Annotated in this window: 10 protein-coding genes; 7 read left to right on the top strand and 3 right to left on the bottom strand. The window is 63.4% G+C overall.

The window, feature by feature from the left end:
• Positions 1-77 precede the first annotated feature (77 nt).
• Positions 78-866, bottom strand: coding sequence for a crotonase/enoyl-CoA hydratase family protein (locus BLR13_RS06610; protein ID WP_074831835.1), 789 nt, complete (start codon positions 864-866; stop codon positions 78-80).
• A gap of 149 nt (positions 867-1,015) precedes the next feature.
• On the opposite strand from BLR13_RS06610, the gene BLR13_RS06605 reads away from it, so the two are divergent.
• From BLR13_RS06605 to BLR13_RS06585, 5 genes are all read left to right on the top strand, one after another.
• Positions 1,016-1,582, top strand: coding sequence for a TetR/AcrR family transcriptional regulator (locus tag BLR13_RS06605; protein WP_074826247.1), 567 nt, complete (start codon positions 1,016-1,018; stop codon positions 1,580-1,582).
• A gap of 61 nt (positions 1,583-1,643) precedes the next feature.
• On the top strand, positions 1,644-2,483 hold the full coding sequence (locus BLR13_RS06600; protein WP_074826249.1) for an aldo/keto reductase: 840 nt from the start codon (positions 1,644-1,646) through the stop codon (positions 2,481-2,483).
• 316 nt (positions 2,484-2,799) lie between these two features.
• The gene (locus BLR13_RS06595; protein WP_074831836.1) at positions 2,800-3,744 is read left to right on the top strand and encodes a DMT family transporter; all 945 of its coding nucleotides are present in this window, start codon (positions 2,800-2,802) and stop codon (positions 3,742-3,744) included.
• A 200-nt stretch (positions 3,745-3,944) separates the two neighbouring features.
• Positions 3,945-6,857, top strand: coding sequence for an autotransporter outer membrane beta-barrel domain-containing protein (locus BLR13_RS06590; protein WP_244525110.1), 2,913 nt, complete (start codon positions 3,945-3,947; stop codon positions 6,855-6,857).
• A gap of 40 nt (positions 6,858-6,897) precedes the next feature.
• On the top strand, positions 6,898-7,983 hold the full coding sequence (locus BLR13_RS06585) for a zinc-binding dehydrogenase (RefSeq protein WP_074826256.1): 1,086 nt from the start codon (positions 6,898-6,900) through the stop codon (positions 7,981-7,983).
• A gap of 872 nt (positions 7,984-8,855) precedes the next feature.
• Here BLR13_RS06585 and BLR13_RS06575 read toward each other — a convergent pair.
• Positions 8,856-9,317, bottom strand: coding sequence for an Lrp/AsnC family transcriptional regulator (locus tag BLR13_RS06575; protein WP_027536530.1), 462 nt, complete (start codon positions 9,315-9,317; stop codon positions 8,856-8,858).
• 137 nt (positions 9,318-9,454) lie between these two features.
• Between BLR13_RS06575 and BLR13_RS06570 the strand changes: the two genes are divergently transcribed.
• Both BLR13_RS06570 and BLR13_RS06565 read left to right on the top strand, forming a co-directional pair.
• Positions 9,455-11,821 (top strand): hypothetical protein, encoded by a 2,367-nt coding sequence (locus BLR13_RS06570; protein WP_074826259.1) that lies wholly within the window; start codon positions 9,455-9,457, stop codon positions 11,819-11,821.
• A gap of 209 nt (positions 11,822-12,030) precedes the next feature.
• Positions 12,031-13,461, top strand: coding sequence for an aldehyde dehydrogenase family protein (locus BLR13_RS06565; protein ID WP_074826262.1), 1,431 nt, complete (start codon positions 12,031-12,033; stop codon positions 13,459-13,461).
• Positions 13,462-13,512: 51 nt separating this feature from the next.
• Here BLR13_RS06565 and BLR13_RS06560 read toward each other — a convergent pair whose 3' ends face one another.
• A complete protein-coding gene (locus BLR13_RS06560; RefSeq protein ID WP_074826265.1) occupies positions 13,513-14,475 on the bottom strand; it encodes an IS481 family transposase in 963 nt (320 codons plus the stop codon).
• Between the last annotated feature and the right edge of the window lie 107 nt (positions 14,476-14,582).

The raw sequence follows: 14,582 nt of genomic DNA, 5'->3' as shown, positions 1-14,582 counted from the left end.
GCCGAGCGACTGCGCGCTCTCGATCCAGACCGGCAATTCGCGCTGATACAGCGCATTGGCGAACCGCGCAGCTGCCTTTATCGACCGGTAAAGACCGCGGCGCGCCGTTCGACAAAGGACTTGATGCCTTCCCTGGCGTCCTCGCTGTTCAGCACCCGATCGCGGATAACAGGCACGACGGCGATCGCGGCCTGTTCGCCCGCTTCGATGAACTTGCGGCCGGCTTCCTTGGTCACCTGAATGCCGAGTGGCGCATTGCGGGAGATGATACGCGCCAGTTCCATCGCGCGTTCGTTCTGCTGGCCGGCGGGCACCACCTCCTGAACAAGTCCGATACGGTGGGCTTCGGCGGACGTGAATTCATCGCACAACAACAGATGATACATGGCGTCGCCCCAGCCGGCCCGGGTGATGAAGCGGAAGTGGGCGCCGCCGAGCGGTGCGATCCCGCGCTTGGCCTCCATCTGGCAGAACCGGCAATTGTCGGCGGCAACGACGATGTCTCCCGCCAGCATCATTTCGATGCCGACCGTAAAGACAATGCCGGCAACGGCGGTGACGATCGGCTTGCGGCACTGGTTGGCCAGACCGAACGGATCGATATTGCCTTCCGGCCGCGGCTTGCGCGTGGCGGTCGGTCCGAAAAACTTCGGCATGTCGAGGCCCGCGGTAAAATTGTCGCCGCTGGCGCAGAGCACCCCGACCCAAAGGTCGTCCTCCCGGTCGAGCAGGGTGTAGGCGTCCGACAACTGCTCCATCATCTCCGGGCTGAAAGCATTCTTCTTGGTCGGATTGTCGATGACGATCTTCAGGATGTGGTCGTGGCGCTCGTGATAGACGCGGCCTTCGGTGCTGTCGCCGGACATTGAACTCTCCCTGTGGAACTCTTTGCTTCGGGGCCATTGCAGCTTTTCGCCGCCTGCAAGCGGCATGGCGGGTCATCTGCATGACAATTGTCATCCAGAAGGATGATGGTTATCATTCAGAATTCAGGCGAGTCAATCGGGGCATCAGGATGGGTCATTCGCAGGCGGAGAAGGGCAGGAATCGCGAACGCATTCTTGACGAGGCGGCAAGGCAGATACGCGAGAGTGGTCTGGACGCCCTGAGCGTAGGCAAGCTCATGCAGAAGGTCGATCTGACTCATGGCGGATTTTACGGGCATTTCGCGTCCCGTTCGGAACTGATCGCGCAGGCGCTGCGGCGGGCTTTGGCGGCCGGAAAAGCCCAATTCCATGCAGCGCGCGATCCCGGCCGCGCGAGATCCTTTGCGATGATGGTCAGGAGTTACCTGAGCCGGACCCATCGCGATTCGCGCGGCACGGGCTGCGCGATGGCCGCGCTGATTTCCGATGTGGCGCGCGCCGACGAATTGTCGCGCCAGGTCATGGAAGAAAGCCTGGAGGAATTCATCGCGACGGTATCGCAAACCATCGGAGATCGTGACGATACACGCGCGATCGGCGCCGTCAGTGCCCTGATCGGCGCGATCGTGATCTCGCGTGTCATGACCGATGAAAAGCGGTCGGATGCGATCTTGCGGGCGGTCAGGCAGAACCTGATAGCCTCGGTTCCGGAGTGACGGGCGGCGATGCTACAGTGGCCTCGCAGCCGGCAAAGGCAAAACCAACCCGAGGCAAATCATGCGACAACAGAAATTCGGAAGCCACGGTCCCGACGTGTCCGTGATCGGGCAGGGCACCTGGTATCTCGATCGCGGCGACCGCAAGGCAGCCGTAGCGGCACTTCGGCGCGGCATCGATCTCGGCATGACCCACATCGATACTGCCGAGATGTATGGCGACGCCGAACTGGTGATCGCGGACGCGATCGAGGGACAGCGCGAAAAACTGTTCCTGGTCTCAAAGGTATTGCCGAGCAACGCCTCGCGGCGCGGCACTATCGCGGCCTGCGAGCGGTCGCTGAAGCGGCTGAAGACCGATCGGCTCGACTGCTATCTGCTGCACTGGCGCGGCTCCTATCCGTTCGAGGAAACGGTCGCGGCGTTCGACGAACTGGTTCAAGCCGGGAAAATCCGTTCCTGGGGCGTCAGCAACTTCGATGTCGACGATCTCGACGAAATGCTCGATGTCGCGGGCGAGGGCGCGATTGCCTGCAACCAGGTGCTCTATCATCTGCAGGAGCGTGCGATCGAGCACGCGGTGATTCCATGGTGCGAGCAACACGGCGTTGCCGTCGTCGCCTATTCGCCGTTCGGCCATGATGATTTTCCTTCCGCGCGCAGCAAGCAAGGCGAGCTGTTGCAGGCCATTGCCGACGCGCACAAGGCCACCGCGCGTCAGGTCGCGCTCGCTTTTCTCACGCGCGCGCCGTCGCTGTTCGCGATTCCGAAAGCCGCGAGCGCGTCACACGCCGCCGACAACGCCGCCGCCGGCGATCTGAAGCTTGCTGACGGCGAGATCGCCGCGCTCGACAAGGCGTTCCCGCGCGGCCCGAAACCACGCGGCCTGCCGATGCTGTAGCGGCTTCTCGCTCGCCCCGCTCTTGCGGGGAGAGGTAGGAGTTCGCACTCTCTCGATGAGAACACACTTCCTAACAAAGTGTTGCAATCGCGGTGTGGCGCCGGCCGTGGCAGGCCGCCGCGCCCGGTACTGCATATCCGCATCCTGTTTTCGGACCTAGTCGCAGCGGCGCAATTGGTGTTTTTTACAGCCTCGCCCGAGTCGATCATTACTGCCTTTCGAGATTGCCGTGACACCGCCCCCCGCCGCAGCCGCCAGGCTGGACAGCGCCGAATTGCCGTTGCCGGAGAAGAAGTCCGCCGCGCCCGAAGCTGCACTGCCAAAGGCTCCGCTAAAGCCTCGTGTACCCGGGGCGCCCGCGCGCGCCGATCATCCGTTCAAAGGTATCGCGCTGATTCTGACCTCGACGATCTTTCTCGGCACTTCCGACGTGACCGCGAAATATCTATCGGCGACGTTGCCCTCGATCGAGATCACCTGGATCAGGTTCCTGACTTTCGCGCTGATCATGGTCCCGGCGATGGTGCCCGGTTCCCCGCTTTTCGCGCTGCAGACCAACCGGCTCAGCCTGCATCTGCTGCGTGGCCTGGGGATTCTGGGCTCGTCGCTGTTCTTCATTTCGGGGCTTCGCTTTCTCCCGATCGCGGAGGCCTCCGCCACCGGTTTCGTCGCGCCGCTGCTCGTCACCGCGCTGTCGATCGTGTTCTTGGGTGAAAGCGTCGGCCTGCGCCGATGGATCGCGACCGGCGTCGGCCTGATCGGCGTCATCATCATCCTGCGTCCCGGCACCGGCGCGTTTCACCCGGCGGCGTTCTTTCCGCTGGTCTCGGCGCTTTGCTGGGCCTGCACGCTGATCATCACGCGGATGATGAGCGGCACCGAGCGCGCCATCACGGTGATGGCCTATTCGTCGATGGTGGGCCTGGTCCTGCTCTCCGGGCTGGTGTCATCCGTCTGGGTGACGCCGACCTGGCACGACATCGCGTTCGGCATCTTCATCGGCGTCGCTTCGACGCTCGGACAGTGGATCGTGGTGCTGGCGTTTCGTTACGCCGATGCTTCCGTGCTGGCGCCGTTCTCCTATACGCAACTGTTGTGGGTCAGCATTCTCGGCTTCCTGGTGTTCGGCGAGGTGCCTGACGTCTGGACCGTGACCGGCGCCGCCTTCATCGTCGCCAGCGGCCTCTACACCGCCCATCGCGAACGGGTGCGGCGATCGCAGCTGTTGGCGGTGCCGGCCGAGCCGTCGCCCAACGCCTGAGGCTATCTCGCGCGAAAGTAGTGCGCGGAATGGGAAGCACGCCGCACAAGCGTGGCGCGGGAACCACAGTCCGGGCGGAAAGTGCCCTTTTCATCATCGAATCAATCCATTCCGGAGAACCGTAGAACTACGGCCGGAACCGCTGTGCTAGCCTGAGTTCCAAAGGGCGCCGTAGAGCGCCGGGGTAGCGGGGTTTGGGCGTGGGGTTTCAATTGCGATCGCGGGTGCAGGTCCGGCTATGCCTTGGTGTGGCTGCGCTTCTTGTTGGCCTGCCTCTATCGGCGACTTCAGCGCATGCGGATTGCGTCCTGAGCGGCCAGACCGTCACCTGCAGCGGCCTCGACGCCGATGGCTTTGACGCCGGCGCCCTCAACAATCTCACCGTCAATGTGCAGCCGCTGGCGACCGTCAACGACAACGGCACGGCAACGATCATCCTCAACGATACCAACACGGTCACCAACAACGGAACGCTGACGACGGTGAACCCCGGCGCCAACGGCATCATCTTCGGCGATTTCAACCTCGTCACCAACAACGCGACGATTGTGATCGGTGCCAGCGGGTTCGGCCTGGTGGGAGCCGACAACAACGTGGTGGTCAATAACGGCACGATTGTAGCCGGAATATCCGGATTCGGCATCTTCGCCGGCGTGAACAATACGATCACCAACGCCGCGACCGGCGTCATCACCGTGGGCGATGGCGCCTCCGGGATCTTCGTCGCCGGCAACAGCACGGTGACCAACGCAGGCGCGATTACGATCGGCAACACGTTTGGTCCGGCGGCCGGCATCTTTGCGATCAACGACTTCAACACGCTCGTCAACGCCGCCGGCGCGACCATCACCGGTGGCGACGGCGCCGCCGGGCTCGCCGTGCAGGGCAATGACGCGAAGGTAACCAACGCCGGCACCATTACCGTCAGGGACTCTGCGCCGGGCATTCTCGTGCAGGGCGATCGTGCAATAGTCACCAATACGGGCACGATCGTTGCCCGCGATGATTCCGCGGGCATCTCCGTGTTGGGCGATTCCATCACCATCATCAACCGCGGCACCATCACTGTCAGAAACGTTTCTTCCGCTACCGCTACCGGCATCGAAAGCTTCAGCCTTGCCGGCAGCAACAGCATCATCAACACCGGGACGATCAATGTCGGCACCAATGCGACGGGCATTTCCGTCTCCGGCGACGGGACGGTATTCAATTCAGGCGCCATCAATGCCGCAACCGGTTCTGCGGCCATCGAATTCTGTGCCTGCAGCGTCAACTCCTCGCTGACGCTTGGTCCCGGCAGTTCGATCCAGGGCCTCGTGATCGGCAGCGGCGTCGAGACGTTCCAGTTGGGCGGCACCGGCAAGGATACGTTCAATCTGAGCCTGATCGGCGCCGGCCTTCAGTATGACGGCTTCGCAACCTTCAACAAGGTCGACAGTTCCAACTGGACCGTGATTGGCACCGGCGCGCAGGACTGGAACGTCCTCGGCGGCACGCTCACCGTGAACGGCACGATCGCCGGTATCGTAACCGTCAACGCCGGCGGCACGCTCGCCGGCACCGGCACGACCGGCGATACGGCGGTCAACAGCGGCGGCATCTTCGCACCCGGCAACGGCACCGCGGGCTCGTCGCTCAATGTTGCCAATCTCGCCTTCCAGTCGGGCGCGCTGTATATGGTGCAGCTTAACTCGACGACGTCCTCGTTCGCCAATGTGGCCGGCAACGCTGACTTGAGCGGTATCGTCGGGGTTTCGCTCACTCCCGGCAGCAACGTGATCAAGCAATACACGATCATGACGACGGGCAGTCATAACGGGACCTTCAGTGGCGTCAACGCGCCCGGCGGCCTTGTCGGCAGCATCAGCTTCGATCCCACGCATGTCTTCCTCACCTTCGCGCTCGATTTCGGCGCCAAGTTCGGCCTCAACGTCAATCAGCAGAACGTCGCCAATGCGGCGACGAATTTCTTCAATGCCAATGGCACCATTCCCGCCGCCTTCGCCTCGTTGACGCCGGCCGGCCTGACGCAGGTCTCCGGCGAGCTGGCGACCGGCTCCCAGCAGGCAACCTTCGATGCCATGAACCTGTTCCTCTCGCTGCTGACCGATCCGTTCATCGACGGCCGCGGCGGCGTTGGCGGCAACACCGGCGCGACGCCGTTCACCGACGAAGGCGCCGACGCCTATGCCGCGAACAAACAGGATAGCGCGCGCAGCGCCTTCGCCAAATTCGCCACCAAGGCGGATGTCGCGCGCAACGATCTCTTGGATCCCCACTGGAGCGTGTGGGGCTCGGCCTTTGGCGGCGGCAGCAATACCTCCGGCAATGCAACGCTCGGATCCCAGTCCGCGACCGCGCGCGCGTTCGGCCTTGCCGCCGGCGCTGATTATCGCATCTCGCCCGATACGCTCGTCGGTTTCGCGCTGGCCGGTGGCGGCACCAATTTCAGCGTCGCGGGCTTCGGCACCGGCCGCTCCGATCTGTTCCAGGCCGGCGCGTTCGTGCGCCGCAATTTCGGCGCCGCCTATGTCACGGCCGCCGCCGCCTATGGCTGGCAGGACGTCACCACCGACCGCACGGTGACAGCCGCCGGCATCGACCGCCTGCGCGCGGAGTTCAACGCCAATGCCTGGTCGGGGCGCGTCGAGGCCGGTTACCGGTTCGCAACGCCGTGGATGGGGATCACGCCCTACGCCGCCGGGCAGTTCACCGCCTACAGCCTGCCGGCCTATGCCGAACAAGTGTTATCCGGCGCCGGCACCTTCGCGCTGAATTATGCCGCCAAGGACGTCACGGCGTCACGGAGCGAGTTCGGCGTTCGCACCGACAAATCCTTTGCGATGCAGAACGCGATCCTGACGCTGCGCGGGCGCGTCGCCTGGGCGCATGATTTCAACACCGACCGCAACGTCACGGCGTTGTTCCAGACGCTGCCGGGCGCTTCCTTCGTCGTCAACGGCGCGGCGCAGGCGCATGACTCCGCGCTGGTCACAGGCGCCGCCGAAATGAAATGGGTCAACGGCTTCTCGCTCGCCGGAACCTTCGAAGGCCAGTTCTCCAACGTCACCAATTCCTACGCCGGCAAGGGGGTTGTGCGCTATTCCTGGTAGCTCTCTGTGGTATTACAGACCAAAACCACAGGAGACGCCGATGCGCGCAGCTATTTTCCGGAACGGCGAGATCGTTGTCGATGAGATGCCCGAGCCCACGCCGGGTCCGGGCCAGGTGCTGGTCAAGTCGCTGGCCTGCGGCATCTGCGGATCCGACCTGCATGCGCGCAAGCACGCCCACCGCATGGTCGATCTCGCCAAGTTCCTTCCCGGCCGCAAGCCGATGGATCTTTCCCGCGACGTCGTGTTTGGCCATGAATTCTGCTGCGAAATCCTCGATTATGGCCCGGGCGCGCAGCGCAGGTTCAAACCCGGCACGCATGTGTGCTCGCTTCCCGCGCTGCTGACGCCCGCCGGCGGCATCCAGGTCATCGGCTATTCCAACGAGAATATCGGCGCCTATGCCGAACGCATGGTGCTGAGCGAACCGCTGTTGCTCGAAGTCCCCAACGGGCTGGCGCCCGAGCATGCGGCGCTGACCGAACCTTTGGCCGTCGGCATTCACGCCGTCGAAAAAGCCGGCATCCGCGGTGACGAGGTGCCGCTGGTGATCGGCTGCGGGCCGGTCGGGCTCGCCGTGATCGCGGCGCTCAAGATCAAGGGATTGCACCCGATTGTCGCGGCGGACTATTCACCGGCGCGGCGCGCGCTCGCCGCCAAGCTCGGCGCCGATATCGTCGTTGATCCTGCGCGTTCGCAGCCTTACGCAACCTGGGCCGAACATGCGCAGATGTCCCCTGAGCAAAAGGCGGCGCGGCCGCCGCTGCAGGCCATGCTGCCGGCGCTCAAGCCCGCACTGATCTTCGAATGCGTCGGCATTCCCGGCCTGCTGCAGCAGGTGTTCGAGAGCGCGCCGCGCGATGCGCGCATCGTCGTGGTCGGCGTCTGCATGGAAACCGACCGCTCCGAACCGTTCCTCGGCATCGTGAAGGAGCTCAATGTCCAGTATGTGCTGGCCTACACGCCGGAAGAGTTCGCGTATTCGCTCCGCCTGATCGCGGAAGGCAAGGTCGACGCAGCCTCGATGGTGACGGCCAGCGTCGGCATCGACGGTGTTGCCAAAGCCTTCGCCGATCTCGCCAATCCGGAAGCGCACACCAAGATCATCATCGAGCCGTGGCGGTAGATCCGCGAAAGTAGTTTCGTCGTCCCTGCGAACGCAGGGACCCATACGCCGCGGCCGCTGTTGTTCAAGCAAGGTCATCGATGGCTTTTTCCAACAACGACCGCCGGTGGCGATTGCGGTCATGGGACTGTCTTTTGCTCGCAGGTGTGGGGCATCGGACAATGGTTCGGCCGCGTTACGGAGATGTGACATTGCCGGCTTCGCCTGCGCTCGACGAGCTTCGGCGCACGAGTCGCCTGTACCAGCAATGACCATAATGACGGTGATGCGTGCGACAAATTGGCACGACGGGCAAATCACCAAAAGTCTGTCCATCCCTTCGCGCAAAAATATTTCCGTTGCCCCGTCGGGCAAATCAGACGTCTAACTCCCGCCATCCTGTCCCACCAGAGGGGCGTAGGCCATCGTCGCAAACGAGGGGCAGGGAGCGGTGGACGCGGCAGCACGCGAGACGAACGAGCTGCAGCGTACGGTGAAATCGTTTGGGTCCGACGCCCCGGTGCTGGCGTCAAGTGAGCGGAGCAATCCGCAAGCGATGGTGGCAAGAAAGCCGGTCACCAGGACGATCACGTATAAGCCGTAAAGCCATTGCGCAGGGAAGGCCGGAGGCTCTCCGCTGAACCTGTATGCTCGTGTGCGGCATTTTTTGATGCACATTGCACGCGAGACCGCGGGTGCAGCGCGCACCCGGTCTTCCCTGCGCCCTCTGTTCTTGAGGGTAAGGTTTTCTTTCAAAACTCCGGGCGCATCGCGCCGCGAGAATGCGAAGTCGTATCCGCCGTCATTGCGAGCGCAGCGAAGCAATCCATCGCGCCACGTGAAGAAAGAATGGATTGCTTCGCTGCGCTCGCAATGACGTGGAGGTAGTTGTGTCACACCGGCAGCGCGATCGAATACTTCACCTGGCTCAGCGCAAAGCTCGACTCGATCGAGGCGATGCCGTCCAGACGCGTCAGCTTGTTCTTCAGGAACGCCTCGTAGGACGACAGGTCGGCGGCGACGACGCGCAGCAAATAATCGCGGTTGCCGGTCATCAGATAGCATTCCAGCACCTCGTCCCATTTCGAGATCGCCTTGGCGAAGCGATTGAGGTCCTCTTCCTTCTGCCGCGCCAGCTTGATCGAGATGAAGACGCTGACATGCAGACCGAGCGATTTCTGGTCGACGGTTGCGATGTAGCGGGTGATGACGCCGCGTTGTTCGAGCAGTTTGACCCGGCGATGGCAGGGCGACACCGAGAGGCCGACCTTGTCGGCCAGTTCCTGCATGGTCATGCGGCTGTCGGACTGCAGCAGGCCGAGAATCTTGCGGTCGATGGCATCGAGGGCTTGCATTGGGATGAACCCGTGGTTTGAGGTCGCTTTGTGGGAATTTATCCCAATATTGGCGGGTATGTCGCGAGAATTTGAGATTTTTGGCAGCGGCAGGCCCGCTAAAATCGACCGATACTGGATATGACCGGAGTATTGCCATGGCAATCGAACCCGCACGCCTGGAGCTGTTGTCCGCGCTGGCCCGCAAGGTTCTCTGGCTGTCGTCGTGGACCATCCACCACGCCAACCATATCCGGCCCAATGTCGACGGGTTGAAGGTCGGCGGCCATCAGGCTTCGTCGGCGTCGCTCGCCAACATCATGTCGGCGCTGTACTTCTCGGTGCTGCGGCCGGAGGACCGCGTCGCGGTGAAGCCGCACGCGAGCCCGGTCTTCCACGCCATCCAGTATCTGTTCGGGCATCAGACTCGCGAAAAGTTGGAAAATTTCCGCGGCTACAAGGGCGCGCAATCCTATCCGTCGCGCACCAAGGATGCCGACGACGTCGATTTCTCCACCGGCTCGGTCGGCCTCGGCGTGGCGCAGACGCTGTTCTCGTCCCTGGTGCAGGACTACGTCAGTGCGCATGGCTGGATGAAGGACCGGCCGGAAGGGCGGATGATCGCGCTGGTCGGCGATGCCGAGATGGACGAAGGCAATATCTTCGAGGCGCTGCTGGAAGGCTGGAAGCAAGGCCTGCGCAACACCTGGTGGATCGTCGACTACAACCGCCAGAGCCTCGATGCGGTGGTGCGCGAAGGGCTGTGGGAAAAATTCGAATCCATGTTCCGCAATTTCGGCTGGGACGTGGTTATTGTGAAGTATGGACGCCTGATGCAGGCGGCGTTCGCCGAGCCCGGCGGCGCGGCGCTGAAGCGCTGGATCGATAATTGCCCGAACCAGATGTATGCCGCGCTGTGCTTCCAGGGTGGTGCGGCCTTCCGCAAGCATTTGCAGGACGACATCGGCGACCAGGGTCAGGTGTCGCAACTGATCGACCGGCGCAGCGACGAGGAATTGCTGGCGCTGATGTCCAATCTCGGCGGACACGATATGGCGAGCATGATCGAGGCGTTCGAGGCTGTTGATCACGATCGTCCGGTCTGCTTCATCGCCTACACCATCAAGGGCGTCGGCCTGCCGTTCCAGGGCCACAAGGACAACCATGCCGGGCTGATGACGCCGACGCAGATGGAGAAGTGGCGCACCACGCAGAACATCCGGCCCGGCCACGAATGGGACAAGTTCGAAGGCTTGTCGAAGATACAGACCGAGCTCGAAGCGTTCCTGGCGGAGGCGCCGTTCAACCGCGAGGGCCGCCGCCGTCTGACCGCGCCCGTGATCGAGGTGCCGCAGCAACTCGCCTTCAAGCCGGCGGCGCAGATGTCGACCCAGCAGGGCTTTGGGCTGGTGCTCAACGAACTCGCGCGCGGCGACACTGAACTCGCCTCGCGTATCGTCACCGCGTCGCCCGACGTCACCGTGTCGACCAATCTCGGCGCCTGGGTCAACCGCCGCGGGCTGTTTGCCAAGTTGGAGAATGCCGACCTGTTCAGGCAAGAGAAAATCCCCTCGACCTTCAACTGGGATTATTCGCCGAAGGGCCAGCACATCGAACTCGGCATCGCCGAGATGAACCTGTTCATCCTGCTGTCGGCGCTGGGCCTGTCGCATGCGATCAACGGCGCGCGGCTGCTGCCGGTCGGCACGCTGTACGATCCCTTCATCCAGCGTGGCCTCGATGCGCTGAACTATGCCTGCTACCAGGATGCGCGCTTCATGGTGGCGGCGACGCCGTCGGGCATCACGCTGGCGCCGGAAGGCGGCGCGCACCAGTCCATTGCCACGCCGCTGATCGGCATCGCGCAGGACGGGCTGGCCTCGTTCGAGCCGGCCTTTGTCGATGAACTGGCCGTGATCATGGGTTGGGGTTTTGAGCACATGCAGCGCGAAGCCGGCGAGGGTGGATCGGTCTATTTGCGGCTGTCGACCCGCAACCTCGACCAGCCGCAGCGGATCATGACGCCGGATCGGCAGCGCGACATCACCGAGGGCGCCTACTGGCTGCGCGAGCCCGGGCCGAATTGCGATCTCGTCATTGCCTATACCGGTGCGGTGGCGCCGGAGGCGATCGAGGCGGTCGGATTCATCGGCGAAAGCCATCGCGACGTCGGCCTGCTGGCGATCACCTCGGCGGACCGGCTGCATGGCGGCTGGACCGCCGCGCGGAAATTGCGCCGCGACCGCCGCGGCGTGCAGTATCTCAGCCACATCGAAAAACTGCTGGCGCCGCTGGGCAGGGATTGCGGCATCGTCAGCGTGATCGACGGCCATCCGGCCGCACTCGGCTGGCTCGGCAGCGTACGCGGCCACCGCGTCGAGGCCCTCGGCGTCGAGGCGTTCGGCCAGACCGGCACGATCGGCGACCTCTACCGGCACCATGGCATGGACGCCAACGCCATCATCGATGCGGCCGAAAGTCTCACCGTGGGCGCGCCGGTGCGGCACCGCAAAATGGCGGTGTAGCTGTGGCCCCTGCCTAGTGCGCAATTGCGCACGGGGCGCAGGGACGACAGGGGAAGCCTTGCATCCGTCACCGCGCTGACCTTATATCCAGCCCGTGCCGCAACGCGGCGTCCCGCATATGGTGGGTTCAAATATCCGGGCTTTCGTGCAAGGATGCCTGCCGAACGCTTCCGTTCCCTTACATCCGCCCCGAAATAAAGAGGTTTACGATGGTCAATCGCATGCAGTTCTACATCGATGGCGCCTGGGTCGATCCCGCCGTCAAGAAGTCCACGCCCGTCGTCAACCCGGCGACTGAAGAAGCGATGTATGACATTGCGCTCGGCTCCAAGGCCGACGTCGACAAGGCTGTCGCCGCCGCCAAGCGCGCTTTCGTGACTTTTTCGCAGACCAGCCGCGAGGAGCGCGTCGCCCTGCTCGAGAAGGTCATGGAGGTCTACAAGGGCCGCATGAAGGAAATCGGCGCTGCCGTGTCCGACGAGATGGGCGCACCGCTGCCGATGGCCGAACGCCTGCAGGCCGGCGCCGGCCTCGGCCACATCGCCTCCACCCTGGAAGTGCTGAAGAACTATCATTTCGAGGAAAACATCGGCACCGCCACGGTGCTGCGTGAACCGGTTGGCGTCATCGGCATGATCACGCCCTGGAACTGGCCGCTGAACCAGATCGCCTGCAAGGTCGCGCCCGCGCTCGCCGCCGGCTGCACCATGATCCTGAAGCCGAGCGAATTCACGCCGACCTCGGCGCTGATTTTCGCGGAAATCCTGCATGAAGCGGGCGTGCCGAAGGGCGTGTTCAACCTCGTCAACGGCCTCGGCCCCGAGGTTGGCGCCGCCATGAGCGAGCACCCGGACATCGACATGATCTCGTTCACCGGCTCGACCCGCGCCGGCGTCGACGTCGCCAAGCGCGCCGCGCCGACCGTGAAGCGCGTCAGCCAGGAACTCGGCGGCAAGTCGCCGAACGTGATCCTCGAAGGCGCCGACCTCGCCAAGGCCGTCACCGGTGGCGTGATGCACATGTTCAACAACTCCGGACAGTCGTGCAACGCGCCGTCGCGGATGATCGTGCCGCTGTCGAAGATGAAGGAAGTCGCCGCAATTGCGAAGGCGGTGGCCGACAAGACCAAGGCCGGCGATCCCCGCGCCGAAGGCACCACCATCGGCCCGGTCGTCTCGCGCATCCAGTGGGACAAGATCCAGGCGCTGATCCACAAGGGCATCGAGGAAGGTGCAACGCTTGTGGCCGGCGGTCCGGGTCTGCCGGAAGGCGTCAACAAGGGCTTCTATGTTCGCCCGACCATCTTCGCCGACGTCACCAACGACATGACGATCGCCCGCGAAGAAATCTTCGGACCGGTGCTGACGATCCTCGGCGCCAAGGATGAAGCGGAAGCCGTCAAGATCGCCAACGACACGCCCTATGGTCTGGCCGGTTACGTCACCGGCGACACCGTGGAAAGCGCGCGCCGCGTCGGCCGCCAGATCCGCGCCGGCAACGTCAACCTGCAGGGCGTTCCGAACGACCGCACCGCGCCGTTCGGCGGCTACAAGCAGTCCGGCAACGGCCGCGAATGGGGCAAGTACGGTCTGGAAGAGTATCTCGAAGTGAAGGCGGTCGCCGGCTACAACGCCGCGTAAATCGTCGAAACGAAATGCCGACGCCGGGGCGGAACTTCCGCTCCGGCGTTTCTATTTCAGTGTCGTCCCTGCGAACGTGTTTGGTCCCGGAAGATTGGTGAGGGCCTGGATGGGGGCCTTGTATCCAAGGCATTTGAGGCGGGTTCGATTGTAATCGTGGACGAACTTGCCGAGGAAGGCGTCGCGATCGGCATGGTCGGCGAATGTGCGGCGGGCGCTGCCGCGCTTTTCCTCGCGGCCGATGGCTTCGGCGATGCGGCGATTGAAGCGCTCGACCAAACCGTTGGTCTGCGGGTGGTAGGGCTTGGTCAGGCGATGGTCGATGCCGTGTTGCTTGCAGAGCCGATCAAAGGGATGACTGCCGGAAGGCCGACCGGGCGGCTTGTTCTTCTTGTCGACGGCGAAGCGGTCGGTGAACTCGGCGCCATTGTCGGTCAGGATGGTGTGAACATCATGCGGGAAGTGGGCCAGGAAGCGCTGGAGGAAGCCGGCCGCAGTCTCGCTGTCCCGCCTGGAGTGGATCTCGACATAGACGTAGCGAGTGGCGCGATCGATGGCGACAAAGGCATAACTCGTGCGACGCTGCAGGGCCGGCAGATGCTTGAGGTCGATATGGATGAACCCAACACTGGCGGTCTCGAAGACGCCGGCCTTTGGCTTGTCCGGCTTGGGACGCCGACTAATCCCATTTCGCTGCAGACAGCGGTGGATGGCGCTGCGGGATAGCTTGGCATTAATGCAGCGCTGCATCACCTCGACGATGTCATCCAGCGGCAATTGCAGCGACGTCCGCAGCTCGCAAACCGCCCTCTCTTCCACAGCCGACAGGCTGGTCGTCAGGTTGCGCGGCTGATGCGAGCGGTCCGCGACCGTCGTTCGTCCGCGCCAGCGACGAATGGTGGTCTCGCTAACCCCGAGTTCCGCGGCCAATTGGACGACTGATTTCCTGCTGCGCTGGATGTAGCCGCGCGTCTTTGGCGTCGTCGTAGCATTGGCGTGCAGGTTCAGTTCCATGACTCGAGGCGCTCCCTGATAAAGGCCACGCCTCGTTCTACACCGATTCCGTCCAACCAATCTTCCGGGACCAAACACGAACGCAGGGACCCATAACCACAGGCATT

It is taken from the genome of Bradyrhizobium ottawaense (genome assembly GCF_900099825.1).
In the GTDB taxonomy this organism is placed as follows: Bacteria; Pseudomonadota; Alphaproteobacteria; order Rhizobiales; family Xanthobacteraceae; genus Bradyrhizobium; species Bradyrhizobium ottawaense_A.
This window is presented reverse-complemented; position numbering and strand designations above follow the sequence as displayed.